At 65.9% G+C, this 26070-nt stretch carries 26 protein-coding genes; 17 read left to right on the top strand and 9 right to left on the bottom strand.

All coding sequences use genetic code 11. The features are described 5' to 3' along the window. A complete protein-coding gene (locus ATJ78_RS13985) occupies positions 1–594 on the top strand; it encodes a class I SAM-dependent methyltransferase (protein ID WP_098408798.1) in 594 nt (197 codons plus the stop codon). On the opposite strand, the gene ATJ78_RS13980 is transcribed toward ATJ78_RS13985, so the two are convergent. Beyond that, positions 591–1178, bottom strand: a complete 588-nt coding sequence (locus ATJ78_RS13980) for a CoA-binding protein (protein WP_434061502.1) — start codon at positions 1176–1178, stop codon at positions 591–593. The genes ATJ78_RS13985 and ATJ78_RS13980 overlap by 4 nt on opposite strands. Then, the gene (locus ATJ78_RS13975; RefSeq protein WP_098408796.1) at positions 1175–2464 is read right to left on the bottom strand and encodes an O-acetylhomoserine aminocarboxypropyltransferase/cysteine synthase family protein; all 1290 of its coding nucleotides are present in this window, start codon (positions 2462–2464) and stop codon (positions 1175–1177) included. Before ATJ78_RS13975 ends, ATJ78_RS13980 begins: the two co-directional genes overlap by 4 nt. Before the next feature lie 249 nt (positions 2465–2713). Between ATJ78_RS13975 and ATJ78_RS13970 the strand changes: the two genes are divergently transcribed. After that, positions 2714–3982, top strand: coding sequence for a CynX/NimT family MFS transporter (locus tag ATJ78_RS13970; RefSeq protein ID WP_098408795.1), 1269 nt, complete (start codon positions 2714–2716; stop codon positions 3980–3982). A 119-nt stretch (positions 3983–4101) separates the two neighbouring features. On the opposite strand, the gene ATJ78_RS13965 is transcribed toward ATJ78_RS13970, so the two are convergent. From ATJ78_RS13965 to ATJ78_RS13955, 3 genes are all read right to left on the bottom strand, one after another. Continuing rightward, the gene (locus ATJ78_RS13965; protein ID WP_211288471.1) at positions 4102–4998 is read right to left on the bottom strand and encodes an aminoglycoside phosphotransferase family protein; all 897 of its coding nucleotides are present in this window, start codon (positions 4996–4998) and stop codon (positions 4102–4104) included. Between the two features lie 151 nt (positions 4999–5149). Then, on the bottom strand, positions 5150–6124 hold the full coding sequence (locus ATJ78_RS13960) for a YeiH family protein (RefSeq protein WP_098409405.1): 975 nt from the start codon (positions 6122–6124) through the stop codon (positions 5150–5152). Positions 6125–6214: 90 nt separating this feature from the next. Beyond that, a complete protein-coding gene (locus ATJ78_RS13955; RefSeq protein ID WP_245836334.1) occupies positions 6215–7897 on the bottom strand; it encodes a dolichyl-phosphate-mannose--protein mannosyltransferase in 1683 nt (560 codons plus the stop codon). Positions 7898–8013: 116 nt separating this feature from the next. Between ATJ78_RS13955 and rsmI the strand changes: the two genes are divergently transcribed. The 3 genes from rsmI (at position 8014) to ATJ78_RS13940 (ending at position 10722) form a co-directional block, all read left to right on the top strand. Further along, the gene (gene rsmI, locus ATJ78_RS13950) at positions 8014–8838 is read left to right on the top strand and encodes a 16S rRNA (cytidine(1402)-2'-O)-methyltransferase (protein ID WP_098409403.1); all 825 of its coding nucleotides are present in this window, start codon (positions 8014–8016) and stop codon (positions 8836–8838) included. Positions 8839–8928: 90 nt separating this feature from the next. Next, positions 8929–10257, top strand: a complete 1329-nt coding sequence (locus ATJ78_RS13945; protein WP_098408794.1) for an LPXTG cell wall anchor domain-containing protein — start codon at positions 8929–8931, stop codon at positions 10255–10257. Between the two features lie 96 nt (positions 10258–10353). Next, entirely contained in the window at positions 10354–10722 is a 369-nt protein-coding gene (locus tag ATJ78_RS13940; RefSeq protein ID WP_098408793.1) for a hypothetical protein, read from the top strand. Between the two features lie 27 nt (positions 10723–10749). Here ATJ78_RS13940 and ATJ78_RS13935 read toward each other — a convergent pair whose 3' ends face one another. After that, complete coding sequence (locus ATJ78_RS13935) at positions 10750–11607, bottom strand: aldo/keto reductase (protein ID WP_098408792.1); 858 nt, start codon at positions 11605–11607, stop codon at positions 10750–10752. An 82-nt stretch (positions 11608–11689) separates the two neighbouring features. On the opposite strand from ATJ78_RS13935, the gene metG reads away from it, so the two are divergent. The 9 genes from metG to ATJ78_RS13890 all read left to right on the top strand — a co-directional run bounded on the left by metG (position 11690) and on the right by ATJ78_RS13890 (position 21831). Next, positions 11690–13273 (top strand): methionine--tRNA ligase, encoded by a 1584-nt coding sequence (gene metG / locus ATJ78_RS13930; RefSeq protein WP_098408791.1) that lies wholly within the window; start codon positions 11690–11692, stop codon positions 13271–13273. Positions 13274–13301: 28 nt separating this feature from the next. Next, the gene (locus ATJ78_RS13925) at positions 13302–14228 is read left to right on the top strand and encodes a TatD family hydrolase (RefSeq protein WP_098408790.1); all 927 of its coding nucleotides are present in this window, start codon (positions 13302–13304) and stop codon (positions 14226–14228) included. Next, positions 14225–15061, top strand: a complete 837-nt coding sequence (rsmA, locus tag ATJ78_RS13920) for a 16S rRNA (adenine(1518)-N(6)/adenine(1519)-N(6))-dimethyltransferase RsmA (protein WP_098408789.1) — start codon at positions 14225–14227, stop codon at positions 15059–15061. Before ATJ78_RS13925 ends, rsmA begins: the two co-directional genes overlap by 4 nt. 193 nt (positions 15062–15254) lie before the next feature. After that, a complete protein-coding gene (locus tag ATJ78_RS13915) occupies positions 15255–15803 on the top strand; it encodes a hypothetical protein (protein ID WP_098408788.1) in 549 nt (182 codons plus the stop codon). A 97-nt stretch (positions 15804–15900) separates the two neighbouring features. Further along, the gene (locus ATJ78_RS13910; RefSeq protein ID WP_098408787.1) at positions 15901–16836 is read left to right on the top strand and encodes a 4-(cytidine 5'-diphospho)-2-C-methyl-D-erythritol kinase; all 936 of its coding nucleotides are present in this window, start codon (positions 15901–15903) and stop codon (positions 16834–16836) included. Beyond that, on the top strand, positions 16836–18626 hold the full coding sequence (locus tag ATJ78_RS13905; RefSeq protein ID WP_098408786.1) for an ABC-F family ATP-binding cassette domain-containing protein: 1791 nt from the start codon (positions 16836–16838) through the stop codon (positions 18624–18626). Before ATJ78_RS13910 ends, ATJ78_RS13905 begins: the two co-directional genes overlap by 1 nt. A gap of 368 nt (positions 18627–18994) precedes the next feature. Further along, positions 18995–19996, top strand: a complete 1002-nt coding sequence (locus ATJ78_RS13900) for an ABC transporter substrate-binding protein (RefSeq protein WP_098408785.1) — start codon at positions 18995–18997, stop codon at positions 19994–19996. A 27-nt stretch (positions 19997–20023) separates the two neighbouring features. Continuing rightward, entirely contained in the window at positions 20024–21034 is a 1011-nt protein-coding gene (locus tag ATJ78_RS13895) for an ABC transporter permease (RefSeq protein ID WP_098408784.1), read from the top strand. A gap of 5 nt (positions 21035–21039) precedes the next feature. After that, positions 21040–21831, top strand: a complete 792-nt coding sequence (locus tag ATJ78_RS13890) for an ABC transporter ATP-binding protein (protein WP_098408783.1) — start codon at positions 21040–21042, stop codon at positions 21829–21831. A gap of 8 nt (positions 21832–21839) precedes the next feature. On the opposite strand, the gene ATJ78_RS13885 is transcribed toward ATJ78_RS13890, so the two are convergent. Together ATJ78_RS13885 and ATJ78_RS13880 are read right to left on the bottom strand one after the other, a co-directional pair. Next, positions 21840–22142, bottom strand: coding sequence for a hypothetical protein (locus ATJ78_RS13885; RefSeq protein ID WP_098408782.1), 303 nt, complete (start codon positions 22140–22142; stop codon positions 21840–21842). A 175-nt stretch (positions 22143–22317) separates the two neighbouring features. Continuing rightward, positions 22318–22524 carry a cold-shock protein gene (locus tag ATJ78_RS13880; protein ID WP_098408781.1) on the bottom strand — a complete coding sequence of 69 codons (207 nt, stop codon included), beginning with the start codon at positions 22522–22524 and terminating at the stop codon, positions 22318–22320. Between the two features lie 314 nt (positions 22525–22838). Here ATJ78_RS13880 and ATJ78_RS13875 point away from each other — a divergent pair, with 314 nt between their 5' ends. From ATJ78_RS13875 to ATJ78_RS13865, 3 genes are all read left to right on the top strand, one after another. Further along, positions 22839–23738 (top strand): MetQ/NlpA family ABC transporter substrate-binding protein, encoded by a 900-nt coding sequence (locus ATJ78_RS13875; RefSeq protein WP_098408780.1) that lies wholly within the window; start codon positions 22839–22841, stop codon positions 23736–23738. Positions 23739–23820: 82 nt separating this feature from the next. Continuing rightward, positions 23821–24849, top strand: a complete 1029-nt coding sequence (locus ATJ78_RS13870; RefSeq protein ID WP_434061501.1) for a methionine ABC transporter ATP-binding protein — start codon at positions 23821–23823, stop codon at positions 24847–24849. Further along, the gene (locus ATJ78_RS13865; protein WP_098408778.1) at positions 24849–25508 is read left to right on the top strand and encodes an ABC transporter permease subunit; all 660 of its coding nucleotides are present in this window, start codon (positions 24849–24851) and stop codon (positions 25506–25508) included. Before ATJ78_RS13870 ends, ATJ78_RS13865 begins: the two co-directional genes overlap by 1 nt. On the opposite strand, the gene ATJ78_RS13860 is transcribed toward ATJ78_RS13865, so the two are convergent. Further along, complete coding sequence (locus tag ATJ78_RS13860; protein ID WP_098408777.1) at positions 25509–26009, bottom strand: MarR family winged helix-turn-helix transcriptional regulator; 501 nt, start codon at positions 26007–26009, stop codon at positions 25509–25511. Between the last annotated feature and the right edge of the window lie 61 nt (positions 26010–26070).

The following is a 26070-nucleotide window of genomic DNA, read 5'->3' as shown; positions in this document are numbered from 1 at the left end:
ATGACGCCGACGTTCGACTGGGATGCCTACTACGCCGCAATGGCCGGCAGGGAACCGCGCAAGAACCTGCTTGCGGCGCTCGAGCACTGGGGCGAGCGGCAGCCGGGCGAGGCGGTCGATCTCGGCGCGGGCGACGGGCTCGAATCGCGAGAGCTCGCGTCACGCGGATGGCGCGTCACGGCGATCGATGGCGACTCTGGACTGCGCGCCCGGCTCGACGGCGTCGAGGGTGTCACGCCCGAGCGCCGCGACTTTGCGCACATCAGCGAGCTGCCAGCATCCGATCTGGTCTTCGCCGGCTTTTCGCTTCCGTTCTGCCCGCCCTCGCACTTCGATGCGCTGTGGGGAGCGATCCGCACGTGTCTTCGACCGGGAGGACTGCTCGCCGTCGAGTTCTTCGGCGTGCGTGATAAGTGGGCGGGAACACCTGGAATGACCTTTCACACGCACAATGACGTAGAGCGGATGCTATGGGGACTCGAGACGCTTCTGCTCGACGAAGACGAGCGCGAGGGCCGCTCGTTCGACGGGCCGAAGCACTGGCACGTGTTCCACGTGATCGCGCGGTGCCCCGAGAGTGATGCGCCGCGCTAGCGGAGGCCCTTCTTCGACGAGATCACTCCTGTGTCGAACCCGAAGAGGTTGAGCTTGCCGTGGAATCGTGCGTGCTCGACCTTGATGCAGCGGTCCATGACGACCGTGAGCCCCTTCTTCTCGCCGTCGTACGCGGCCTCTTCGTTCCAGATGCCCAGCTGCACCCAGATCGTCTCGATGCCCGCTGCGACAACGTCATCGACGACCTGCGGAATGTCGCTCGCCTTGCGAAACACCACGGCGATGTCCGGGGTCTCGGGAAGAGACGCGAGGTCGGGGTACGCCTTCTCGCCGAGAATCTCGTCTGCGCGTGGGTTCACGAAGTACAGCGTGTAGTCACTCGACTGCTGCAGGTACGTGCCGACGAAGTAGCTTGCCCGCGCCGGGTTCGCCGAGGCGCCGACGATCGCGACGGACTTCGCCGCCTTGAGGATCGCGAGGCGCTGTTTCGCATCGGGACCGATCCACGTACGCTGCGACTTCAGCAGCTTGGCGAGCGGCGAGTCCGCGGGCATCTCGCAGCTGAGTCCGTTCTGCAGGGTGACGACGTCGGTGTCACGTGCGGTGTCCTCTGTCATGGTCATGCCTCCACTGCCCGGCTGAGCGCCTGATCGAGGTCGTAGATGATGTCGTCGGCGTCTTCGATGCCGACGCTCAGTCTGATGAGGCCTGGCTGCACGCCAGCATCCGTCAGCTGTTCTTCGGTGAGCTGCGCGTGAGTCGTCGAGCCGGGATGAATGATGAGCGTCTTGGTATCGCCGATATTGGCGACGTGGCTGGCGAGGTTGACCGATTCGATGAGCTTCTGCCCGACTGCGCGGCCGCCCGCGACGACGAAACTGAACACCGAGCTCGGTCCGAGTGGCAGATACTTCTGCGCGCGATCGTGGTGCGGGTGGCTCTCGAGTCCTGCCCAGTACACGGCCTCCACGCGATCGTCGTGCTCGAGCCACTCGGCGACGGCACGGGCGTTCTGCACGTGGGCGCTCATGCGGAACGGCAGCGTCTCAATGCCCTGCGCGAGCTGCTGCGCGCTCGTTGCCGAGAGCGCGGGTCCGATGTCACGCAGCTGCTCGGCCCGCAGCCGCGTGAGAAACGCGTACTCGCCGAAGTTGCCGGCCCACTGCAGGTCGCCGTACGTGTGCACGGGCTCGTGGAACAGCGGGAACTTCTCGCGCGAGTACGTGAACCGGCCGGACTCGACGACGAGACCGCCCATTGTCGTGCCGTGGCCGCCGAGAAACTTGGTGGCTGAGTGCGTGACGATGTCGGCGCCCCACTCGATGGGCCGGTTGAGGTACGGCGTCGCGATGGTCGAGTCGATGATGAGCGGAATGTCGTGCGCGTGGGCGACGTCGGCGAGCCCCGCGATGTCGGCGATCTCGCCCGAGGGGTTGGCGATGGTCTCGGCGAAGATCGCCTTCGTGCGCTCGGTGATGGCGCTTGCGTAGTCTTCCGGATCCGTCGAGTGCACGAACGTCGTCTCGACGCCGAAGCGGCGCAGCGTCACGTCGAGCTGCGTGATCGACCCGCCGTAGAGGCTCGACGACGCGACAATGTGGTCGCCGGCTCCGACAAGGCTCGCGAACGTGATGTATTGAGCCGAGAGACCGGATGCTGTCGCGACAGCGCCGAGTCCGCCTTCGAGGCTCGCGACGCGCTCTTCGAGGCTCGCGACGGTCGGGTTGGCGAGGCGTGCGTAGATGTTGCCGTACTTCTGAAGGGCGAAGCGTGCTGCAGCATCCGCCGAGTCGTCGAAGACGAAGGCCGTCGACTGGTAGATGGGCAGCGCCCGGGCGCCGGTTTCGGGGTCGGGGATGTTGCCCGCGTGAATCGCCCGCGTGCGAAAGCCGTACTCACGATCTGCCATGGCACGAGGCTACTGGCGAGGATGCTGTCGCTCGAAGCGCCGGTGTAACACGGCGTCGCATTGGCGCGTCGCTTCTGGCTCACTGCCGCGTCGCGTCGTCCCTCGCTTGTTTGAGCCGAATGCACCTTCCCGCGGGGCGGGGCGGTGCATATGCCTCACATGTGTGCGGACGACGCGCAACAACTCGCGAGGTTCTTCCGCATGGTGGAGGTCGGCGCCGCGTTTGCGGAAAAACTATAAGCTTGAGCAATGACGTCGCACGGCTCCTCCGGATCAGGAAGCGGAGCCTCGACGCCAGGCGGGGGAGCGTCGCAGCTCGGTGGCGGAGGCGCACGTCGCTTGCGACCCGGCTTCGTCATGCTCGGCATTCTGCTCGTCGCCGCCAACCTCAGAGCGTCGATCACGGCCGTCGGACCAGTGCTCGACCAGGCGCGCGCCGACGCCGATCTGACGGCCATCGAAGCATCCGCCCTCATCAGCGTTCCGCTGCTCGCCTTCGCGGTGTTCTCGCCGATCATGCCCGCGATTGCCGTGCGGTTCGGGCTCGAGCGCACCATCGGCGCCTCACTCGTGGTGCTCGCCGCCGGGATCATCTCGCGATCGGTTCCGGGCGACGTCTTTCTGTGGTCGGGCACCCTCGCGCTCGGCGCCGCAATCGCGGCGATCAACGTGCTGCTGCCGTCGGTGCTCAAGCGGGACTTTCCCCACGACATCGGCAGGCTGACCGGCGTGTACTCGGCGCTGCAGTCGGCGTTCGCCGCAGCATCCGCTGGTCTTGCCGTTCCGATCGCGGGGCTGTCAGACAGCGGGTGGCGTCTGGCGTACGGCATCTGGGCGGGCCTCGCGATCATTGCGTTCGCCGTTTTCGCGCCACAGATGCGGCGGCCGGGAACGACGACACTCGAGATGCGCGCCGTGCAGGCCGCAGACGAGCCGCCGCGCGGCAGATCACCGTGGTCGCAGGCCCTCGCGTGGCAGGTCACCGTGTTCATGGGACTGCAGTCGACGATCTTCTACGTCGTGATCACCTGGATGCCCGCGATCGAGCAGTCCGTCGGATTCGACGCGTTCACGGCGGGCTGGCACCAGAGCGCGTTTCAGGTGTGCGGAATCGTCGGCACGCTGACGGCAGCCGGGATGCTGCACAAGTGGCAGCGCGACCAGCGCATTGTCGTCACGATCTACTCGCTCTCGTCGGCACTCGGAATTCTCGGGGTTCTGACGTCCCCGTCGCTCGTGCTGCTGTGGATCGGCATGATCGGCTTCGCCCAGGGCGGGCTCATCGTGCTGGCTCTCGCGCTCTTCGGGCTGCGCACGCGCGACCACCGCGCGGCCGCCTCGCTTTCGGGCATGGCGCAGTCGATCGGGTACCTGCTCGCCGCGGCCGGTCCGCTCGCGATCGGCGCGATTCACGACGCGACGGGCGCGTGGGAGCTGCCGCTCATGGTGATGCTCGGCGTCGTCGCGGTTCAGTTCGTGTGCGGTGTGCTCGCGAGCCGCAATCGTGTGCTCAGGTAGACGCTTTCGGCTCAGATACCGTTCGCGGCGCGGATCTTCTGGATGAATGCTTGGGCATGAATCGTCGCGTTCTCACAGAAGTCACTTTCATCGGGGCGACCACTCGGACCGCGATGCGATCAGCGAGGGCTGAGTTCGGCCTCGTGCAGCACTTCGGCGATCACATGGCGCGCATTCGTCGCCAGGGGAATGTTCGTCGTCTTGTAGTACGGCAGCTGCACGAGGGCCTGCGCGAGCGCACGGGCGCGTGCCCGCAGCCACGTCGCCTCATCCACGCCGCTTGCCTCGCGCAGCGCCGACCGTGCCTCGTCGGGCAGCAGGTTCCACGCCACCTGCAGATCGATGGCCGGGTCGCCGACGCCGCACCACGAGAAGTCGATGACACCGTGCAGGCGGCCGTCGTGCAGCAGCAGATTTCCGGGAGCCACGTCGCTGTGCACCCACGTCGGCGCCGTCTCGGCGGGCAGGGTCAGCGCCTGCTCCCACACCGCCGTCACAGCATCCGCGTCGATCTCATCGCGCAATGCCTCAATGTCCCGTCGCACTCGAGCGTCGCGCTCAGCAAGTGAAGCGCCGGTCGGCGGTCCGTCTGCGGTGTCGATCGCGCGCATCGCCCGAGTGAACGCGCCGAGATCGCGGGCAAGATCGAACGGATGCTGCAGCGCACCGACACGCGGATTCTCGCCGTCGAGCCACGAGAGCACGAGCCACGGGTACGGGTATCCGTGGCCGGGAGCGCCGAGGGCGAGAGGCTCGGGAATGGCGACGGGCAGCTGCGGCGCGAGGGCCCGCAGCCAGCGGTGCTCGCGCGCCGGAAGCTCCTCCATACCCGGGCGGCGCGGCATGCGCACAGCGAGGTCGTCGCCGAGGTGGAACATGGCGTTGTCTGTGCCAGACGAGGCGACGGGCATGACGGGCAGCGCCGACCACTGCGGATGCTGGTCGGCGATGAGCGTCGCCACCTGCGCAGCATCCGGAATCACCTCGTCGTCGTGCATGCGGCGGATCGCGCTCATGGCTCGACGATACAGACGGTGAACCGGGGCAGCGTGCACAATTTCGGAAAAGTCGTCGAGGCGGAATCAGGAGTTCCGCGCCATTCCGGGCTTTGCGCATGCGGGAAGAGACTCGGGCGAGCAGGATTTCCGAAATTGGTGCTCGCGTGCCTCAGGCGAGGTGCACGGCGCCGAGCGCGAGCGCCGCAATGAGCACCCACGAGATCAGCCCGACTGCGAGTGAGCGCCAGCCCGCCGTGAGCAGACGTTTGAGGTCGACGGCGGTGCCGAGCCCGAACAACGCCATCGCGAGAAGCGCGGTCTGCAGCACGTCTGCTCCGGACAGCACCGACTCGGGCAGCGGCACGAACGAGCGCACGAGGATCGCCACGATGAACCCCGCGACGAACAGCGGAACGATCGGCGGCCGCTTCGCATCGGCGGCGCCCGCACTGCGTCGCCGCTCGACGGCGCCAGCGACAGCGACGATGGGAGCGAGCATGAGCACACGCGTGAGCTTGACGACGATCGCAATGGCGAGGGCTGAGCTGCCCGCGATCTGCGCTGTCGCCACGACCTGCCCGACGTCGTGCACCCCGGCGCCCACCCAGTGCCCGAACTGCTCGTTCGTGAGACCGAGCGGGCCCCACAGGGCGGGCAGCACGAAGATCGCGAGCGTTCCGCACAAGGTCACAAGGGCGACAGGATGCGCCTGCTCGCGGCGCTTCGCTCCGACGACGCCCGACATCGCGCCGATCGCGCTCGCTCCGCAGATAGAGAACCCCGTCGCCATGAGCAGCGGCTCGTGCCCGGGAAGTCGGAAGAGCTTGCCGAGACCGTAGGTTGCGGCAAACGTGATGAGCACGATCGCGATCGTGGTGAGCAGCGTCGTCCAGCCGAGACCCGCCACATCGACGAGGCTCAGCTTGAGGCCGAGCAGCACGACGCCCGCGCGCATGAGCTTCTTCGACGAGAACGCGAGCCCCGGTGCGAAGACGCCGCGAATGAGGCTCTGCGTTCCCGGCAGCTGGGCAAAGAGAATGCCGAGGGCGACGCACGCCGTGAGCAGCGGAATCTCAGGCACACCCAACGCGATACCCCACGACACCAGGGCGGCAGCTCCGCACGCGGCGATGCCGGGCAGCATCCGTACCGACTCTTTCACTGTGACCGCGTTCACGGGCCTCCTCTCATCACACCGTTCGCCAGGCTAATCGTGCGTGGCGCGGCAGGCCAGTCAGATCCAACTGTGCAGCCAGTAGTGCAGCCCCACGAACCAGGTGGGAACGGGGATCGCGGCCCACAGCGGGTACCAGAATGCCGAGAGCAGCACGCAGAAGACGCCGAAGACCGCGACGGCGAGGATGCCGCTTGTGCGACGTTCTGCGGCGTCGCCCGGCCGTCCGAGCACGAGGCCGATCACGAACGTGAGCGCGAGAATGAGGTACGGCTCGAACGCGATGGAGTAGAACTGGAATACCGTGCGGTCGGTGTACAGCAGCCACGGAAGGTAGCCGCCGACGAAGCCCATGAGAATGAGCCCCGCCGTCCACTCGCGGCGCAGCACGAGGCGCACGAGCAGGTAGACGGCCGCTGCGGCTCCCGCCCACCAGATGAGCGGGTTCGCGATCGACGTGATGTCGACGACGCACTCACCGGTGCAGCCGCCCGTTCCGGCGGGAACGCCCTCGTACCACATGGCCACGGGCCGCAGCATGAGCAGCCACGACCACGGATTCGACTGGTAGGGGTGCGGTGTCGAGAGCCCGACGTGAAAGTCGTACATCGACTGGTGATACGCGACGAGGCTCTGCAGGGCGAGCGGAAGCCACGAGAACGCGCCCGTCCAGGCGTTGCCGTCCGTCGCGGCGAACTGCCGGTCGTAGCCGCCGTCCGTGACGAACCAGCCGGTCCAGCTGGCGAGGTAGACGGCGAGTGCGACGGGCACGAGCAGCAGAAACGTGACGGGGCCTTGCTTGAGAACCGCGGCAGAGGCCCAGAATGGTATGCCGGCGCGGCGGCGTGCGAGAGCATCCACCACCACCAGATAGAGACCGAACGCTGCGAGAAAGTACAGTCCAGACCACTTGGTCGCCGTGCAGAGCCCGAAGGCGACTCCCGCGGCGATGACCCAGGGGCGGCCCCAGACCGCCGGTCCCCACGTGAGAGGGCGATCGGATGCTGCGGAGGCGGCGAGAGCCGACGCGAGTCGTCGTTCGTGCCAGCGCCGGTCGAGCAGAACGCACGCGAAACCGCACAGCGCGAAGAACATGACGTAGCTGTCGAGCAGGGCGACCCGCGACATGACGATGGCGTGGCCATCGATCGCGAGCAGGCCGCCCGCGATGACGGCGAGCAGTCGCGAGTGGAACAGCTGGCGGGCGACGAACATCACGAGTACGACGGCGAGAACGCCGACGATCGCTGTCGAGATGCGCCAGCCCACACTCGAGTCGGCGCCGAAGACGGCCATGCCGAGGCCGATGAGCCACTTCGCGAGAGGGGGGTGCACGACGTATGAGCCGGTTGTGCTGTAGCTGTCGGTGTCGCCCGCGGCGAAGCGACCGTCGATGTTCTCGGGCCACGTCGTCGAGTAGCCGTTGTTCCACTGCGACCACGCGTCTTTCACGTAGAACGTCTCGTCGAAAACGAGAGCGTGGGGGTTGCCGAGGTTCCACAGGCGCAGAACAGCGGCGAGCAGCGTGACGAACGCGGGGCCGCCCCACGTCCACAGGCGCTGACGAGCAGGGCTCGACAGCATCCGGTTCCACCATGCGTCAATGCGCGATCGAGCAGGAATGGGCGTGCCGGATGCTGGCGTCGCGACGTCGTCTGCCGCGGGCTGCGAGACCGACGATGTGCCGCCGCGCACCACGGAATCGAACGTCTCGTCGCTCTCGGGAGGTTGGCTGGCTGGCACTCTGCCATGCTAGCGATCGCGCCACGATGACGGCTGTGCGAGGGATGCTGTCACGGTCACGACGCCGGACGATGAACTCGTTCTTCGGTGCGTGTTCCGGGTGGCAGACTGGCTGCATGATCATTCTTGCCGCGACCCCGATCGGCAATCTCGGCGACGCCTCGGCACGGCTGGTCGAGACGCTGAGCGAGGCCGAGTTTGTCGCGGCCGAAGATACCCGGTCGACGGCGCGGCTGCTCGCAGGACTCGGCATCGAGAACCGACCGCAGATCGTCGCTCTACACGACCATAACGAACGTGACAAGGCCGCCGACCTGGTGCAGCGCGCACGCGAGAGCGACGTCGTCGTGATGAGCGACGCGGGAATGCCCACCGTCTCTGACCCCGGTTACCATCTCGTGCAGGCGGCGATCGCGGCAGACGTCGACGTCACCGTGATTCCAGGGCCGAGTGCCGTGATCACGGCGCTTGCGCTCTCGGGGCTTCCGACCGATCGCTTCACGTTCGAGGGGTTTCTTCCCCGCAAGCCGGCCGAGCGACGCAAGACGCTGCGCGGGCTGGCCGATGAACGACGCACCATGGTGTTCTTCGAATCGCCCCAGCGCATCGCGTCTGCGCTCGACGACGTGGTCGCTGAGCTCGGCGCCGACCGTCGCGTCGCCGTGTGCCGCGAGCTGACGAAGCTCTATGAGCAGGTCAAGCGAGGTGCGGCGTCCGACGTGGCCGCATGGGCCGCAGACGGCGTGAAGGGCGAGATCGTGCTCGTGGTTCACGGCGCCGAAGCGGCATCCTTCTCGCTTGACGACGGTCTTGCCCGCGTCACGGAACGCGTCGCAGCGGGGGAGAGGCTCAAGGATGCCGCGGCCGCCGTTGCTGCGGAAACAGAGCTCGGTAAGCGCGACCTCTATCAGGCAGCGCTCGACGCGCGCTCCATTCGCTGATTGTGATGTGACCCTCGAATGGGGGGTCGCAGGGTGATGGGAAGAAGACGAGACTCTCGTGGGTACGTGTCTCGCCGCCGAGAGGAAACCGTGAGCAGCGTCGCATCGCGAAGAACGACAGTCACCCTGAGAACCCTCGGGCTGGGGCTCGCAGCCGGAGCATTGATCGCCGGTCCGCTGCTTGTCGATGTGCAGCCGGCCAACGCCGCGGAACGTACGGCGTGGGAAGCAAGCGGTCCTGACAATACGTACACGTTGGATTTCGATGGGACGACGGCGCCCGCGCAGTTCTCGTATGACATGGAACCAGCTGGCCTTGAGCAGCTGCGCACATGGTCGATGATGACGACTGCCGACGAGGACGGCACCGTCACTGTCGAGTATGAATGGACCGGAAATCACGCGTGGTGTGACGCGACGACGATTCTTGATCAGGTGATTGAGTCAGCCGGAGTGCGGAGCGTCAATTCGGTCATCGACGAAGGTCCGAACTGTTCTGGCAATCCTCCCAACGGTGATTTCGCATACACGGGCACGGTCAGCTTCGATGTTTCAGCGGGCGACCGGTACGGCTTCGACGTCAGAGGCAGCAACCGCGATTTGAACAACTTCTTGCGAGGCACGCTACGCCTCGGAATCCCCGAGCTCCCTGAGTCGCAGACGATCACATTCCCGGCCGTGGCGGACACCATGGTCGACGACGGGCCAGTGGCTCTGGCGGCAACCGCCAGCTCGGGACTGCCGGTGAGCTACGCGAGTACAACGCCAGACGTGTGCACGGTCGACGGAAGCAGCGTTGCGTTGCTTGTGTCGGGAACATGCACCATCGAAGCATCTCAGTGGAGCGCGCCTTTCGAATTCGACAGAGCCGTACAGACGCAGAGTTTCGCGGTTCTGCCGCGCACGTCGCAGATCTCCGTTCAGGCGACGGACGAGCTCACTGTGGGCGAGGCTGCCACTGCCACCGCGACGGTGACGCCGGCAGCAGCGACGGGCGACGTGCTGTTTGCCGTTTACGGAGACGACCAATGCCTGACGGAGGCGCTCTACACGGTGACGTCGCCGCTGTCCGCCGAGGGCACGGCCGAATCGGGCGAGTTCGTTCCGGATGCGGCCGGCACGTACTACTGGGTCGCGCTGTATTCGGGTGATGAGGCGACAGTAGCGTCAGCCACGGAATGCGGAGACGTGCAGACGGCCGTGGCTGTTGCCCCGACGGAACCGCCGGTCACGCCGACCGAGTCCGCGACGCCGCCTCCGGCTCCAGCTGATGACCCGGGCGATGCCGGCGCTGAGCTGCCACGCACCGGCGCTGACGGCGCAGGAAACCTCGCAGCGCTGGGCGCTGGTCTGCTCGCGGCGGGCCTCATGCTCATCACCGGACGAGCCGTAGCTCGCCGAATCACCCGCAACCGCTGACGTGCGCTCCATGCGGTGCGCATCGAGACACGACGTCGACGACAGCATTTCGCATGAGCCTCGCTTCGATGCGCCGCGCGGGCGTATCGTGACCCCATGCCTTCTTCGCGAACTCGATCGTTCATCGCCGGATTGCTCGTCGCCAACAGCGCGCCCCACCTCGCGACAGCGGTCTCGGCGCGCCGCCACCTGACGCCGCTTGGCGGTCGAGACTCCGGACCGGGGGTGAACGGCATCTGGGGCGCTCTCAACCTCGCAGGCGGCCTCGCGCTGCTGGCGAAAGGGGGCGTCGCCACGGGTGCCCGGAAGCGCGGGACGTCCGCTCGCTGGAACGACGATCTGCCGAGCTTCGAGGCCGGCTGCCTTGTGTTCGCCGCCTGGATGGCACTCTCAGAGCACCTCATGGCGACGAATCACGACACGAACGCTGTGCCCGCACCCACCCCGGCGAAACGCCGTCGATGATGCGGCGCAGCCCCTCACGCCTGGAGATTACGCGCCGAGGCGCTGCAGCTGCTCGGCGCTGAGCTCGAGATCAGCGGCCTTCGCGGAGTCCTCGATCGACGCCGGCCTGCTCGCACCCGGAATCGGCACGACGACCTCTGAGAGCGAAAGCTCCCACGCAAGCGCGACCTGCTGCGGACTGACGTCGAGCTCGGTCGCGACCTCGCCGAACGCCGCGTGATCGTCGGCGAGCTCGCCCGCGCGCTTGATGCCGCCCAGCGGACTCCACGGCAAGAAGGCAAGGCCGAGTTCTGCGCACAGGTCGAGTTCGGGCCGGCTGTCGAGGTGAGCGGGCGAGAACTGGTTCTGCACAGACACGAGGTCGTCACCGAGGATGCTGTGGGCCTCACGAATCTGGTCGACATTGGCGTTCGAGATCCCGGCGTGCACGACCACGCCCTCCGCGACGAGCTCCTTCAGCGCTCCGATCGACTCCGCATACGGAACATCGGGATCGGGACGGTGGAACTGATACAGACCGATCGACTCGACGCCGAGTCGCGTGGCTGACTGCTTGGCAGCATCCTTCAGATACTCGGGCGTGCCCGTGCGAGCCCACGGTCCCGGATCCGAATAGATGAGCCCGCCCTTCGTCGCGACGAGCACGCTCGAGGTGTCGCTTCCGTACGACGAGAGCGCCTCGGCGATGAGGACTTCGTTGTGCCCCTGGCCATCGCCGGGCGACGTGTAGGCGTCGGCGGTGTCGATGAGCGTCACTCCCGCGTCGAGGGCGGCGTGGATCGTCGCGATCGACGTGCCGCGATCTTTGCGGCCGGGAATCGACATGGGCATGCCGCCAAGTCCGATCGCACTGACAGAGAAAGATGCGATGCGTCGTTGTCTCATGGGGCGAGCCTACGCCTCTCGGGCTGTGCGGGGCGCGTCATCTGGGCCAAACGCGCAGGCGTCTCGCTTTAGGATGGAACCCATGCGCTCTGGCAAATCCTTCTACGTCACGACCCCGATCTTCTACGTGAACGACGCCCCGCACATCGGGCACGCGTACACCGAGGTCGCCGCCGACGTTCTCGCGCGCTGGCACCGGCAGGCCGGAGACGACACGTGGATGCTGACGGGCACAGACGAGCACGGCGAGAAGATCTTGCGCACCGCGACCGCCAACGGCGTGAGCCCGAAGGAATGGGCCGACACGCTCGTGGAGAAGAGCTGGCGTCCGTTGCTCGAGACGATCGACGTGGCGAACGACGACTTCATTCGCACAACCGAGCCGCGCCACGAAGAGGCCGTGCAGACGTTTCTGCAGAAGCTCTACGACGACGGATTCATCTACGCCGGCGAGTACGAGGGCTTCTACTGCGTGGGCTGCGAAGAGTACAAGCAGGAGTCAGAGCTCGTCGACGGTTCGGGGCCGTACGAGGGGCAGAAGGTCTGCGCCATTCACTCGAAGCCCGTCGAGCTGCTGCAGGAGCGCAACTACTTCTTTCGCATGAGCGAATTCGCCGACCGTCTTCTCGCGCTCTACAACGAGCGCCCTGACTTCGTGCAGCCGGAGTCGGCGCGCAACGAGGTGACGCAGTTCGTCAAGCAGGGACTGAGCGACCTGTCGATCTCGCGCTCGAGCTTCGACTGGGGCGTCAAGGTGCCCTGGGACGACTCGCACGTCGTCTACGTGTGGTTCGACGCTCTGCTCAACTACATCACCGCGATCGGCTACGGCGACGACAGCTCAGACAAGCTCGAACGCCTGTGGCCCGGCGTGCACATTGTCGGCAAGGACATTCTGCGCTTTCACGCCGTGATCTGGCCGGCCATGCTCATGGCCGCGGGGCTCGAGGTGCCGCAGCGGGTGTACGGACACGGCTGGCTGCTCGTCGGTGGCGAGAAGATGTCGAAGTCCAAGCTCACGGGCATCGCCCCGACCGAGATCACCGACACCTTTGGCTCCGATGCGTTCCGCTACTACTTCATGCGCGCCATCGCGTTCGGGCAAGACGGGTCGTTCAGCTGGGAGGACCTCTCGGCGCGCTATCAGTCCGAGCTCGCAAACGGGTTCGGCAACCTCGCGTCGCGCGTGCTGGCCATGGTGACGCGGTACTTCGAGGGCAGCGTGCCCGCAGCATCCGAATATTCAGATGACGATCTGCACGTGCAGCAGGTGGTGGCGGATGCTGCCAGCGCAGCGGATGCCGCGATCGAGAAGCTCGCGATTCACGACGCTCTCGCGCACATCTGGACGATCGTCGACGAGCTCAACGGGTACATCACCGAGCAGCAGCCGTGGGTGCTCGCGAAAGATGATGCGCAGCGCGACCGCTTGGCGACCGTGCTGTACACCGTGACGGAGGGACTGCGCGCGCTCGCCGTGCTGCTGGCCCCGGTGACGCCTGTGGCAACGGATAAGCTGTGGACAGCGCTCGGCGTCGTCGACTCGCTCGGAGCACTTGCCGACCAGCCGATTCGCGACGCGGGACGCTGGGGGCAGCTGCCGGCAGGCACCGTTGTGGGTCGTCTCGAGGCGCTGTTCCCGCGCATCGAGACGACGAACGACTGACGACAAGAAGCGACGAACGGAGCGAAAGATGAGTGGGCGCTCGGCGAAGAAGCACCGTGATCGGAGCTACCCGCCCGTGCCTGAGGAGCTCGTCGTTCCCGTTTACGACAACCACACGCACATCGACCCCTCGATCATCGACGATTTTCCGGTCGACGGCCCTTCGCTGACGCCCGCTGAGCAACTCGACCGCGCCTCTGCCGCGGGTGTGCGGGGCATTGTGCAGGTCGGCACCGACGTTGCCTCGTCGCGGTGGTCTGCTGAGGCAGCATCCACCGAACCCCGGATGCTGGCGGCCGTCGCCATTCACCCGAACGAAGCGCCGGTGCTCGATGCCGCCGGCACGCTCGACGACGGTCTCGCGGCGATCGCTGAGCTCGCGTCGCGGCCGCGCGTGCGCTGCATCGGCGAGACGGGACTCGACTACTTTCGCACGGAAGAAGACGGTCGCGAGGCGCAGCTGCGGTCGTTCGAGGCGCACATCGAGATCGCCAAGCAGAACGACCTGGCCCTGCAGATTCACGATCGCGATGCACACGACGATGTCGTGGCGACGCTCAAGCGGGTGGGCGCTCCTGAGCGCACGGTGTTCCACTGCTTCTCGGGCGACACGGAGCTCGCCGAGATCTGCACCGAGAACGGCTGGTACATGTCGTTCGCCGGCACTGCGACGTTCAAGAACGCGCGCAACCTGCGCCGCGCGCTCGACGTTGCGCCGCGCGCGCTCGTGCTTGTCGAGACCGACGCGCCGTTTCTCACGCCGATGCCGTACCGGGGTCGCCCCAACGCGTCGTACCTGCTGCCGCACACGGTCCGGTTTATCGCTCAGCATCTCGAGACCGATGTCACGATGCTCGCGGCGCAGATTCTCTCGAACACCGAGTACGTGTACGGCCGGTGGGACACCGACCCGGTCGTCGCGCCCGGCGATCCATACGCTGCAGGCCCGCAATGAGCGGCGTCGCGCTGCTCGGCCCCGCCGAGATTCGCGACCTTGCCCAACTGCTGGGCGTGCAGCCCACGAAGAAGCTCGGGCAGAACTTCGTCGTCGACGCCAATACCGTGCGCAAGATCGTCGCGACGGCGCACGTGCAGGCCGGCGACCGCGTGATCGAGGTCGGACCCGGACTCGGATCGCTCACGCTCGGACTGCTCGAGGCGGGGGCGAAGGTGCTCGCAATCGAGATCGACAAGCGACTTGCCGAGCAGCTGCCGCGCACGGTGGCCGAGATGGCGCCCGGCGCCGACCTCACGGTTCTGGCCGAAGATGCGCTGCGCGTGCGTGAGCTGCCTGGGGAGCCGACGCGTCTCGTCGCGAATCTGCCGTACAACGTCTCGGTGCCCGTGCTGCTGCACCTCATGCAGACGGTGCCGAGCTTGACGGCGGGCGTCGTCATGGTGCAGGCCGAGGTCGGGTACCGGCTCGCGGCTGAACCCGGATCGAAGGTGTACGGCAGCCCCAGCGTCAAGTCCGCCTGGTACGGAACGTGGCGCACGGCGGGAACCGTGAGTCGCCAGGTGTTCTGGCCCGTCCCCAACGTCGACAGCGTGCTCGTGGAGTTCGTGCGACACGGTGAGCCGTTCGGAACCGAGGCAGAGCGTGAGAAGACCTTTGCCCTCGTGGATGCTGCATTCGCGCAGCGCCGCAAGATGCTGCGGCAGTCGCTGGGCTCCGTGCTCGGCGGCTCGGCCGCGGCATCCGCTGTTCTCGAAAGCGCGAGCATCGATCCGACGAGCCGGGGTGAGACGCTCACGGTGCATGACTTCGCCGCGCTCGCGCGCGTTTGAGATTCACCCGCGTGCACGTATTTCGGAGAATTGGCCGGCACTGTGCATTGCGAGCACCCCTGACCTGGGGTTTTTCTCTGCGTGGTTGGCGATTGCCGCAGATTTCCGAAGTTGTGCGCGGCAGTGGGCTGATTTTGGCGCTGCCGCGGACTGAACGCTGGCGGGGAAGCCGCCCTCAAGGCACACTAGGGGCATGACAAAGCCCACCGCGTCGCACAGCGAGACCGTCGGCACCGAAGCCCTCGAACGGGCGACCGGACGGTCACGTGATGCCTGGAACGACCTGCTCGACAGCGCCGGCGCCCGCGAGTGGGACCACACGACCATTGCTGCCTGGCTCGTCGACGAGCGCGGCGTCGACGGCTGGTGGGCACAGGGCATCACGGTGGGCTTCGAACAGCACATCGGTCGCCGCCAGCCAGGGCAGCGCGCCGATGGCACATTCGAGGCGAGCGTGAGCCGCACGTACACAGCGTCGCGCGATGCCGTCGTCACGGCCCTCGTCGCCGCCGTGACCGCTGCAGCCGGCTGCGAACCGGCATCCGTCAACACCACCGCGAAAAACGCCAGCGCTCGGTGGAAGCTCCCGAACGGCGGCACGGTGGTCGCAGGAATCTACCCCTCGGGAGAGAAGACACGCGCCTCGCTCACCATGCCGAAGCTGGGCTCGGCCGACGAGGTTGCCGAAGCGAAAGCGCTCCTGAAGAGCTGGCTCCCCGCCCAGCCCGATGTCTCGGGGTGACGAGGGACGTCGTCAGGCGCACGGCTGCGCCTGTACGCGTGGACGCGCGACGTCACGTGAAATATGCGCGTCACGCTGCCTCCACTAGGTTGGAAGCATGAGCGATCTGAACGACGTCCCGCACGTCCACGTTCGCGCCCCGGGCAAGATCAACGTCTACATGAACGTCGGTCGTCGCACGGATGACGGCTACCACGACGTCGCAACCGCTTACCAGGCTGTGTCGCTCTTCGAAGACGTTCGGGCCTTTCCGTCCGACACGTTCTCTGTCGCTTTCAGCGGCCCCATCAACACCCGCGGACTTCCGACTGACCGCTCGAATCTCGCCATCAAAGCAGCACGGATGCTGGCGAAGAAGGCGGGCTTCGCCGGCGGCGTTCACCTGCAGATCGAGAAGCACGTTCCCATTGCGGGCGGCATGGGCGGCGGCTCGGCGGATGCTGCCGCGGCGCTGCTCGCGTGCGATGCTCTCTGGCAGACCGACGTCGGGCGCGACGACCTGCTCAAGCTCGCTGCAAGGCTCGGCGCCGACGTGCCGTTCTCGCTCGTCGGCGGGACCGCCATCGGCACGGGTCGCGGCGACCGGCTCAGCCCCGCACTCGCCAAGGGGACGTTCCACTGGGTGCTCGCGCTCGCCGACGAGGGCATGTCGACGCCCGAGGTGTACGGCGAGCTCGACAGCCATCGCGAGAAGCACGCGGCCGACATCGCTCCGATCGACGATGCTCCGGCGGTGGACACCGGCGTTCTTCAGGCGATTCGCGCGGGCGATGCGCATCTGCTCGCTGACGTGCTGCACAACGACCTTCAAGTGGCGGCACTGCACCTTCGGCCGGAGCTCACGCGCACTCTCGAGGTCGGCGACGACAGCGGAGCACTCGCCGGCATCGTCTCGGGATCGGGGCCGACCATCGCTCTGCTCGCCGCGAGCGCCGAGGCGGCGATCGACGTGCAAGTGAGCCTGGCAGCATCCGGAGTCACCGCCAAGCATGTGACCGGGCCCGTCGCGGGCGCTCGAGTGATGGAGACCTGATGGCTCACCTGCTCGGAGGTGAGAATCTGCACCTCGAATTTCCGACCAAGGTCGTCTTCGATTCGGTCACGGTCGGCCTCAACGAGGGCGACAGGGTCGGCATCGTGGGGCGAAACGGCGATGGCAAGTCGACGCTGCTCGCTCTGATGGCGGGGCGACTCGAGCCGGATGATGGTCGCGTCACGATGCGCCGGGGAACGACGATCGGCGTTCTCGACCAGAGAGACGTGCTCGACGATCGCGCGACGGTCGCTGAAACCATCGTCGGCACCATGGCCGAGCACGAATGGGCCGGCGATGCGCGCATTCGCGACATCATCACGGGCCTCGCCCGCGACATTCCCTGGCAGGCGCCCGTCGGCTCGCTCTCGGGCGGACAGCGTCGGCGCGTCGCGCTCGCGTCACTGCTCGCGGGCGAATGGGACGTGCTGTTTCTCGACGAGCCGACGAACCACCTCGACGTCGAGGGAATCGCCTGGCTTGCCGAGCACCTGAAGCGGCGGTGGGGAGCGTCGAGCGGTGGGCTCGTCGTCGTCACGCACGACCGGTGGTTTCTCGACGAGGTGTGCACGGCAACATGGGAGGTACACGATCGCATCGTCGAGCCGTTCGAAGGCGGCTATGCCGCGTACATTCTGCAGCGCGTCGAACGCGACAGGCTCGCCGCCGTCGCAGAAGAGAAGCGGCAGAACCTCATGCGCAAAGAGCTCGCATGGCTGCGCCGCGGGCCGCCCGCGCGTACGTCGAAGCCGAAGTTCCGCATCGACGCCGCGAACGAGCTGATTGCCAACGAGCCGCCTGCGCGCAACGCCGTCGAGCTGACGCAGCTCGCAACGTCGCGTCTCGGCAAAGACGTCGTCGACCTCATCGACGTCGGCGTAGCGTATGGCGACCGAACGGTGCTCAACCAGGTGGAGTGGCGCATCGCACCGGGGGAGCGCACGGGCATTCTCGGCATCAACGGCGCGGGCAAATCGACGCTGCTCGGCCTGATCACGGGCGACGTCGAACCGACGACGGGGCGTGTGAAGCGCGGCAAGACCGTGCGCATCGCGAGCCTCACTCAGCAGCTCGACGAGCTCGATGAGATTGCGCATGAACGCGTGCGCACCGTTATCGGGCGGCTCAAGTCGGGCTACGTTGCGGGAGGCAAGGAGCTCACTCCCGGGCAGCTGCTCGAGCGTCTCGGGTTCTCAAGCGCGCAGCTGTCGACGCCGATCGCTGACCTCTCGGGCGGCCAGAAGCGACGACTGCAGCTGCTCCTGATCCTGCTCGACGAACCCAACGTGCTCATTCTCGACGAGCCGACGAACGACCTCGACACCGACATGCTGGCCGCGATCGAGGACCTTCTCGACTCCTGGCCGGGCACGCTCATCGTCGTGTCGCACGACCGCTATCTCATTGAGCGCGTCACAGACCAGCAGTACGCCGTGATCGAAGGGCACCTCCGGCACCTCCCCGGCGGGGTTGAGGAGTTCCTTCGGCTCAGGGGGCGGCAGAAGGCGGATGCTGACGAGGCAACGGTTCCGCCCCTTGCAGCATCCGCCCCCGCCCAACCGGGACTCGGTGGTGCGGAGCGGCGTGCCGCCGAGAAGGAGCTGTCTGCCGTCGACCGCAAGATCGCGAAGCTGCAGAAGAAGATCGGGACCCTGCACCAGGAGCTCGCCGACCACGATCAGAGCGATTACGAGGGGCTCGGAGAGTTGACGGCGAGGCTTCAGGGCGTCGAGACCGAGCTGAGCGACCTCGAGACGCGCTGGCTGGAGCTGTCAGAGCTTCTCGAATGACCAGGACTGCACGGCGAAACGCCGGCTGACTCGGCGTGCCGAGAGACGCGGCGGCTCGTTGCTCAGGAGTCTTGGACCACCTGACCGGGTAGCAACGGCCGCCGGGATCTCGTGCTAGGTCGGCATTCGAACGCGTTGTGCGCATTCTTCATCAGCAGCTGGTCTTCACGGTAGCAAGACCGATGCTGACTCCGATAACCCCCGTGCGGGGGAGAAGCGCCGCGGTATCGATGGTGCTGCGACATCACGGGTTGACAACGACCGGTGCGAAAACCACCGCCGCATGCAACTCTCGTGCGTGCGGGCGGCATTCTCCCGGTAACCTCTAGAGACGTGCTTTCCCACGGGCATCAAAGGAGAACCTCAGAATGAAGAAGTCACGGGCCACGATGGGCCTCGCGATCGCGGCTGCCGGCGCGCTCGCACTTGCCGGATGCAGCGGCGACCAGTCAGAGGGCGGTGGCAACGACGGCGGTAAAGAGAAGCTGACGATCGGAATCAGCCAGCTCGTGCAGCATCCCGCCCTCGACGCGGCGACTGACGGTTTCAAGCAGGCGTTCATCGACGCGGGCTACGTCGAAGGCGAGACCGTCGAGTTCGACGTGCAGAACGCGAACGGCGAGCAGTCGACCGCCGTCACGATCGCACAGAACTTCGCATCGCAGGATCTTGACATGGTGCTCGCGGTGGCGACTCCCGCGGCTCAGGCGGCAGCCCAGGCGATCCTCGACATTCCCGTGCTCTTCACGGCCGTGACCGACGCCGAGTCAGCAGAGCTCGTGGATTCGAACGAGGAGCCGGGCGGCAACATCACCGGTACAAGTGATGCCGCGCCCATCGGCGACCAGCTCGACCTGCTCAAGCAGATCGTTCCCGACGCCTCGACCATCGGAATCGTCTACAGCTCGGGCGAAGTGAACTCCGAAGTTCAGGTGAAGGCAGCTGAAGAAGCCGCGAGTGAACGCGACATGTCGATCACGACGCAAACCGTGACGACAGCGAACGACATCGCGCAGGCAGCCGAGGCGCTCGGCGACGTCGACGCGATCTACGTGCCCACGGACAACACTGTCGTCTCCGGCATCGCCTCGCTCATTCAGGTGGCCGAGAAGAAGCAGATTCCCGTGATCGGCGCCGAGTCGGGCACGGTCGAGGGCGGCGCGATCGCGACGCTGGGTATCGACTACACCGCGCTGGGCATGCAGACAGGCGAGATGGCGCTGAAGATTCTGACAGAGGATGCTGACCCGGCAACGATGCCCGTTGAGGTGTCCAAGGAGTTCACGTACGTCGTCAACCCGGGCGCTGCCGAGCGCATGGGCGTCACGATCCCCGAGGAGATTCTCGACAAGGCAGAGTCCGTCGAGTAATCCCCGTCCGCACGTAAGGTTGGCAGCATGATCGGCGCACTCGAACTCGGGATCATCTATGGCGTGATGGCGCTGGGCGTCTATCTCACGTTCCGCGTGCTCAACTTTCCCGACCTGACGGTCGACGGAAGCTTCACGACCGGAGCGGCGGTGGCCGCTGCAATGATCACGAACGGGCAGCATCCCGTTCTCGCCACCCTCGCCGGTGGCGGGGCGGGGCTGGTCGCCGGCGCCATCACGGGCGTGCTGCACACCAAGGGAAGAATCGACGGACTGCTCGCCGGAATTCTCACGATGATCGCGCTCTGGTCCGTCAACCTGCGGATCATGGGGACCGCGAAAGAGGGCGCGACCGTCGCCGCGAACCTGCCGATGCTTCGCGCAGACACGATGTTCACGCCACTGAGAGACGCAGGGATGCTGCGGACGTGGCTCGGCGTCGCGATTCTCTTCGTGGCCGTCATGGTCATGAAGCTCATCGTCGACTGGTTCTTGTCGACGAATCTCGGGCTCGCGATTCAGGCCACGGGCGACAACGGTCCGATGATTCGCAGCTTCGGTGTCTCGACCGACAGAACGACGATTCTGACGCTCGCTCTGTCGAACGGTCTCGTCGCGATGTGCGGGGCGCTAGTCGCCCAGTATCAGGGCTTCGCCGACATCAGCATGGGCATCGGGCTCATTCTCGTCGGACTCGCATCGGTCATTCTGGGTCAGGCCGTTCTGGGTCAACGCTTCATCTGGGTTTCGACGTTCGCCGTCGTGTTCGGGGCGGTGCTGTACCGCCTCATCATCTTCTACGCGATGCGGGTGGGGCTCGACCCCAACGACATGAAGCTCGTGACGGCCATGCTCGTCGTCGCGGCACTGCTGCTGCCGAGGTGGGGTTTTCTCAAGCGCATCCCCTCTCTGCGCGGCAGAGGTGGGCGAGTGCCGCCGCGAGACGTGGCGCCTGTTGACGGTCCGGCTCCGTCTGCCGATGACCCGGGTGGACCGCCGGATGCTGCGACCGTGGTCGCCAAGAGCGAGGGAAGGTAGGCACAATGCTCGTCATCGACTCTCTGTCTAAGACGTTCTTTCCCGGCAGCGTCAATGAGCGTCGCGCGCTCGTCGACGTGAGCCTTCGCCTCGACGAGGGAGACTTCGTGACCGTCATCGGCTCGAACGGCGCAGGCAAGTCGACGCTGCTCAACGCTGTTTCGGGTCGGTACACGGTCGACGCAGGAACGATCGAGATCGACGAGAAGAAGGTGAACCGGCTCAAGGAGCACCAGCGCGCTCGCTACATCGGCCGCGTGTTCCAGGACCCCATGGCGGGCACAGCGCCGAATCTCACGATCGAGCAGAACCTCGCCCTCGCCGTGCGGCGAGGCAAGCCGCGCGGCCTGGGACTCGCGCTCGGCTCCCGGCAGCGCGAGCACTTCCGGTCGGAGCTGCGATCGCTCGAGCTGGGGCTCGAGGACCGGCTCTCGGCGAAAGTCGGACTGCTGTCCGGCGGTCAGCGCCAGGCCCTGTCGCTGCTGATGGCAGGGTTCACGAACCCCCGCATTCTTCTGCTCGACGAGCACACGGCAGCGCTCGACCCGCAGCGTGCGGCCCTTGTCGCGAACCTCACGGAGACGATCGTCGCTCAGGGAAAGCTCACGACCCTCATGGTGACCCACAATATGGAGCAGGCCCTGAAGCTCGGGAACCGCCTCGTCATGATGCACGAGGGGCGCATCGTCTTCGAAGCGTCGGCAGACGAGAAGGCGAAGCTGACAGTGCCCTTGCTGCTCGACGAGTTCGCGAAGATCAAGGGTGCAACGTTCGACGACCGGGCGCTGCTGAACTGACGATTGGCCTACTCGATGCCGTAGCTGCGCTTGGTCAGCGCCTGGACGTCATTGTCGATGGAGTCAACGCGCTCTTCGAGGCGGTCCATTCGCCCGTCGAGACGGTCCATTCGCCCGTCGAGACGCGTAATGTCTGCGCGCACGGCGGCAAATCCTGTCGCCATGTCGGCTTTCAACTCGTGACGCAGACTGGATATCTCCGTGCGCACGACCCTGATGAACGTGGTCGACATGAGGGTGAGCATGCCGAACAGCGCTGCTGCGAAGACGCCGATCAGCGTCCACACCTGCGGTTCGGTCATCTCGATCACACCTCCATTGTCGATCAGCAATCTTCAGAATGCCAGCATCCGCCGCCCGGATACGCGCGATACCTCCGGGTGTGGAGAGCGCGCCCGGGTGGACGCGCTGTGGACGACGAGTCAGGCAGAAACGGCGAGAGCCTCACGGACCGTGTCCGTGAGGCTCTCGCTCTGTGTGCGACGCTCAGTCGAGCGGGCGGATGTTCTCTGCCTGCAGACCCTTGGGGCCCTGAGCCACGTCGTACTCGACCTGCTGGTTCTCGTTGAGCGTGCGGTAGCCGCTCGACTGGATGGCCGAGTAGTGTGCGAAAACGTCAGACGAGCCGTCGGCGGGTGTGATGAATCCAAAGCCCTTTTCGGCGTTGAACCACTTGACGGTGCCGGTTGCCATTGGTGTTACTCCTTGAGTTTGCGGGTCCCGACTGTCGGGACGCGCGAATTGCCGCGTTTCTGTCCGCTCCCTCAAGTGCACTGGTGGTCACCCTTCGACAACCGGTGCGCAAAAAATCACTGCGTACACAACTACTGCGAGTCTCAACCTAGTGCAGGCAAGCTGGTAAAACGAGGTCTGTGACCAAACCGACACGTGAATTTCGCGGACCCGTTCTCTGACGCTGAGATTTCACACTGTTACGACGCGACTTCTCGCGGTGCTGCGCGCCCGCTTACTGTTGGTGCATCCTCCCTCAAGTTAAAGGAATTCCCGTGTCGAAAAAGAAGCTCTGGGCCGCGCTCGCCGCCCTGCCGTTGGTCGCAACACTCGCCGCATGCTCTGGCAGCGCGGCAGACGAGTCGGCGGAAAAGGGAACGGCAGAGAACCCTGTAAAGATCGGTGTCGTCGGTGCGAGCGATCCGTACTGGCAGACATACACCGAGGCCGCGGCCGATGAGGGAATCACCGTCGAGATCGTCGACTTCGGCGAGTACACGCAGCCGAACCCCGCTCTGTCTGAGGGGGACATCGACATCAACCAGTTTCAGCACGTCATCTACCTCGCGCAGTACAACGAGGCCTCCGGTGACGACTTGACGCCGATCGGCGCGACGGCGATCTACCCGCTCGGGCTCTACTCGACCCAGTACGACTCGGTCGACGACATTCCCGACGGCGCAGAGGTTGCTGTGCCCAACGATGAGTCGAACCAGGCGCGCGGTCTTCTCGTTCTGCAGTCAGCCGGCCTGATCGAGCTCAAGGACGGCGGAAGCGTGTTCTCCACCGTCGCAGACGTGGACGAGTCAGCATCCCGCGTGAAAGTGACGGCCCTCGAAGCGAGCCTGACGCCGACCTCGCTTCCTGACCTCGCCGCCGCGATCATCAACAACGACTTCGTCGAGGATGCCGGGCTGAAAGCCTCAGACGCCATCGCTCAAGACGACCCGGCAGACCCCAACGCGGTTCCGTACATCAACATCTTCGTGACGAAGGCAGAAGACGCCGACAACGAGGTGTACAACAAGCTCGTCGAGATCTACCACAACAGCCAGGACGTCCTGGATGGCGTGCAGGAGACAGCCGGCGGAACCGCGCAGTTTGTCGACACCCCGGCGAAGGAGCTTCAGGCTTCGCTCGACGAGGTCGTCGCCGACATCAAGGCCAAGGGCTGACGCTCCGCTCAACTCACACCCAGGCGATCCGGCGGACTCGAAGCGTCCGCCGGATCGCTGTGACCAGACAAGGACGGTAATCGTGCCGATCGTCAGCCTCACGGACGTGACGAAGTCCTACCCCGCGTCAGACCGCTCCGGCGTCAGCGTCAACGCGATCGACAACGTCAGTCTCGACATCGAACAGGGTGAGGTCTTCGGCATCATCGGCTACTCGGGTGCGGGCAAGTCCACGCTCGTGCGGCTGATCAACGCGCTTGAGCCCGTGACGAGCGGAACCGTCGTCGTCGATGGCACGGACATCACGCGGCTCGGAGAACGTCAACTGCGGGAGATGCGGCTCGAGATCGGCATGATCTTTCAGCAGTTCAACCTGTTCTCGTCGAAGACCGTCGCCAAGAACATCGCCTACCCGCTCGTCGTCGCGGGCGTCCCGCGCGCAGAGCGCAAGCGCCGCGTGGCCGAGCTTCTCGACTTCGTGGGGCTGTCGGACAAGGGTCGAAGCTACCCGGATCAGCTCTCGGGGGGCCAGAAGCAGCGGGTCGGCATCGCCCGCGCGCTCGCGTCGAACCCGCGCATCCTTCTCGCCGACGAGGCGACGAGCGCGCTCGACCCCGAGACGACGCACGAAGTGCTCGGCCTTCTCGACCGCGTGAATCAAGAGCTCGGCATCACGATCGTCGTGATCACGCACGAGATGGACGTCATCCAGTCGATCGCCACACGAGTCGCGGTCATGGAGAACGGGCGCATCATCGAGCAGGGCGACGTGTTCGATGTTTTCTCTGACCCACAGCATCCCGCTTCGCGCCGTTTCGTCTCGACCGTCGTGAAAGGAATTCCGGATGCTGCCGAGGTCGCCGCGCTGCGCGCACGGCACGACGGACGCATCGTGACGTTCTCGTTCCGAGACGGCGACCGTTCACAGGCCGACGTCTTCGTCGAACTCGCCTCGTCGAACGTGGGCTTCGAGCTCGTGTACGGCGGGATCAACGACATCCGCGGCAGGGCGTTCGGCCACCTCACGCTCGCGCTGCGGGGGAGCGACGCTGACATCGATGCCGCGCTCGCGACAATCGGATCGACAATCGACGTGGTGGAGGCAGACTGATGGACCAGGTCATCGAACTTCTGCCCAAGCTCTTCGAAGAGACCGGCGTCACGCTCTACCTCGTCGCCGTCAGTATGGTCTTCGGCGGCATCGGCGGGCTCATTCTCGGACTCGCACTGTATGTGACGCGCCAGGGCGGGATCTACGCGAACAAAGCAGTGTTCACTGTGCTGAATGTCATCGTGAACTTCTTCCGCCCGATACCGTTCATCATCTTCATCCCCGCGATTCAGCCGCTCGTGCGCGCCCTCCTCGGAACCGGAATCGGCAACGACGCCATGATCATGGCGATCTCGATCGCTGCGACCTTCGGCGTGAGCCGCATCGTGGAGCAGAACCTGGTCACGGTTCCGCACGGTGTGCTCGAAGCATCCCGAGCCTCAGGCGCCAGCCGCCTGCGCACGATCTGGTCGGTCGTGCTGCCCGAGGCTCTCGGTCCGCTCATTCTCGGGTACACATTCGTCTTCGTGGCGATCGTCGAGATGTCTGCGCTCGCCGGATATCTGGGCGGCGGCGGGCTCGGATCGTTCGCGATCCAGTGGGGCTTCCGTCAGTTCGAGCCGATCGTCACGTGGGCGGCCGTCATCGTCATCGTGATCGTCGTGCAGATCGTCCAGTTTCTGGGCAACACGCTCGCGCGCAAGGTGCTGCGACGCTGATCACACCTCGTCGAAGCCGAGAAGCAGCCGTCGCAGCAAAGCGGCGAGGTCGTGCTGGTCATCGTCGCTGAGCGAGCTCAGCAGCTCAGCTTCGGCATCGACGAGCCGCGTGATAGCGGCATCCACCTGGGCCAGGCCCGTCGACGTCATGACCACGAGAATCCCGCGTCCGTCATTGGGATCGGTGCGGCGCTCGACGAGGCCGCGCGACACGAGTCGGTCGATGCGATTCGTCATGGTGCCGCTCGAGACGAGGGTCTGCGTGAGCAGCTGCTTCGGGCTCAGCATGAACGGATCACCGGCTCGTCGCAGGGCAGAAAGCACATCGAATTCCCAGGACTCGAGTTTGGAGCGCGAGAACGCGTCGCGCCTGGCCCGATCGAGATGGCGCGACAGGCGCCCGACGCGCGAGAGCACCTGAAGTGGCGAGAAGGTGAGGTCCGGACGCTCGCGCTGCCATGCCGTGACGATGCGGTCGACCTCGTCGTGTGATTCTGCCATCCGTCCATTATCCCGTGACTTCTCTGACGCGACCATGCCGTGACATCTGGCAAACTGGGAC

It is taken from the genome of Paramicrobacterium agarici, from assembly GCF_002563955.1.
In the GTDB taxonomy this organism is placed as follows: domain Bacteria; phylum Actinomycetota; class Actinomycetes; order Actinomycetales; family Microbacteriaceae; genus Paramicrobacterium; species Paramicrobacterium agarici.
Note: the sequence above shows the minus strand (reverse complement) of the source record. Positions and strands in the feature narration are given on the sequence as shown.

Excerpts from the sequence above, each read along its gene's own strand:
- ATJ78_RS13985 (WP_098408798.1), top strand. The coding sequence starts at position 1 with ATGACGCCGACGTTCGACTGGGATGCCTACTACGCCGCAATGGCCGGC.
- ATJ78_RS13980 (WP_434061502.1), bottom strand. The coding sequence starts at position 1,178 with ATGACCATGACAGAGGACACCGCACGTGACACCGACGTCGTCACCCTG.
- ATJ78_RS13975 (WP_098408796.1), bottom strand. The coding sequence starts at position 2,464 with ATGGCAGATCGTGAGTACGGCTTTCGCACGCGGGCGATTCACGCGGGC.
- ATJ78_RS13970 (WP_098408795.1), top strand. The coding sequence starts at position 2,714 with ATGACGTCGCACGGCTCCTCCGGATCAGGAAGCGGAGCCTCGACGCCA.
- ATJ78_RS13965 (WP_211288471.1), bottom strand. The coding sequence starts at position 4,998 with ATGAGCGCGATCCGCCGCATGCACGACGACGAGGTGATTCCGGATGCT.
- ATJ78_RS13960 (WP_098409405.1), bottom strand. The coding sequence starts at position 6,124 with ATGCTGCCCGGCATCGCCGCGTGCGGAGCTGCCGCCCTGGTGTCGTGG.
- rsmI (WP_098409403.1), top strand. The coding sequence starts at position 8,014 with ATGATCATTCTTGCCGCGACCCCGATCGGCAATCTCGGCGACGCCTCG.
- ATJ78_RS13940 (WP_098408793.1), top strand. The coding sequence starts at position 10,354 with ATGCCTTCTTCGCGAACTCGATCGTTCATCGCCGGATTGCTCGTCGCC.
- ATJ78_RS13935 (WP_098408792.1), bottom strand. The coding sequence starts at position 11,607 with ATGAGACAACGACGCATCGCATCTTTCTCTGTCAGTGCGATCGGACTT.
- metG (WP_098408791.1), top strand. The coding sequence starts at position 11,690 with ATGCGCTCTGGCAAATCCTTCTACGTCACGACCCCGATCTTCTACGTG.
- ATJ78_RS13925 (WP_098408790.1), top strand. The coding sequence starts at position 13,302 with ATGAGTGGGCGCTCGGCGAAGAAGCACCGTGATCGGAGCTACCCGCCC.
- rsmA (WP_098408789.1), top strand. The coding sequence starts at position 14,225 with ATGAGCGGCGTCGCGCTGCTCGGCCCCGCCGAGATTCGCGACCTTGCC.
- ATJ78_RS13915 (WP_098408788.1), top strand. The coding sequence starts at position 15,255 with ATGACAAAGCCCACCGCGTCGCACAGCGAGACCGTCGGCACCGAAGCC.
- ATJ78_RS13910 (WP_098408787.1), top strand. The coding sequence starts at position 15,901 with ATGAGCGATCTGAACGACGTCCCGCACGTCCACGTTCGCGCCCCGGGC.
- ATJ78_RS13905 (WP_098408786.1), top strand. The coding sequence starts at position 16,836 with ATGGCTCACCTGCTCGGAGGTGAGAATCTGCACCTCGAATTTCCGACC.
- ATJ78_RS13900 (WP_098408785.1), top strand. The coding sequence starts at position 18,995 with ATGAAGAAGTCACGGGCCACGATGGGCCTCGCGATCGCGGCTGCCGGC.
- ATJ78_RS13895 (WP_098408784.1), top strand. The coding sequence starts at position 20,024 with ATGATCGGCGCACTCGAACTCGGGATCATCTATGGCGTGATGGCGCTG.
- ATJ78_RS13890 (WP_098408783.1), top strand. The coding sequence starts at position 21,040 with ATGCTCGTCATCGACTCTCTGTCTAAGACGTTCTTTCCCGGCAGCGTC.
- ATJ78_RS13880 (WP_098408781.1), bottom strand. The coding sequence starts at position 22,524 with ATGGCAACCGGCACCGTCAAGTGGTTCAACGCCGAAAAGGGCTTTGGA.
- ATJ78_RS13865 (WP_098408778.1), top strand. The coding sequence starts at position 24,849 with ATGGACCAGGTCATCGAACTTCTGCCCAAGCTCTTCGAAGAGACCGGC.
- ATJ78_RS13860 (WP_098408777.1), bottom strand. The coding sequence starts at position 26,009 with ATGGCAGAATCACACGACGAGGTCGACCGCATCGTCACGGCATGGCAG.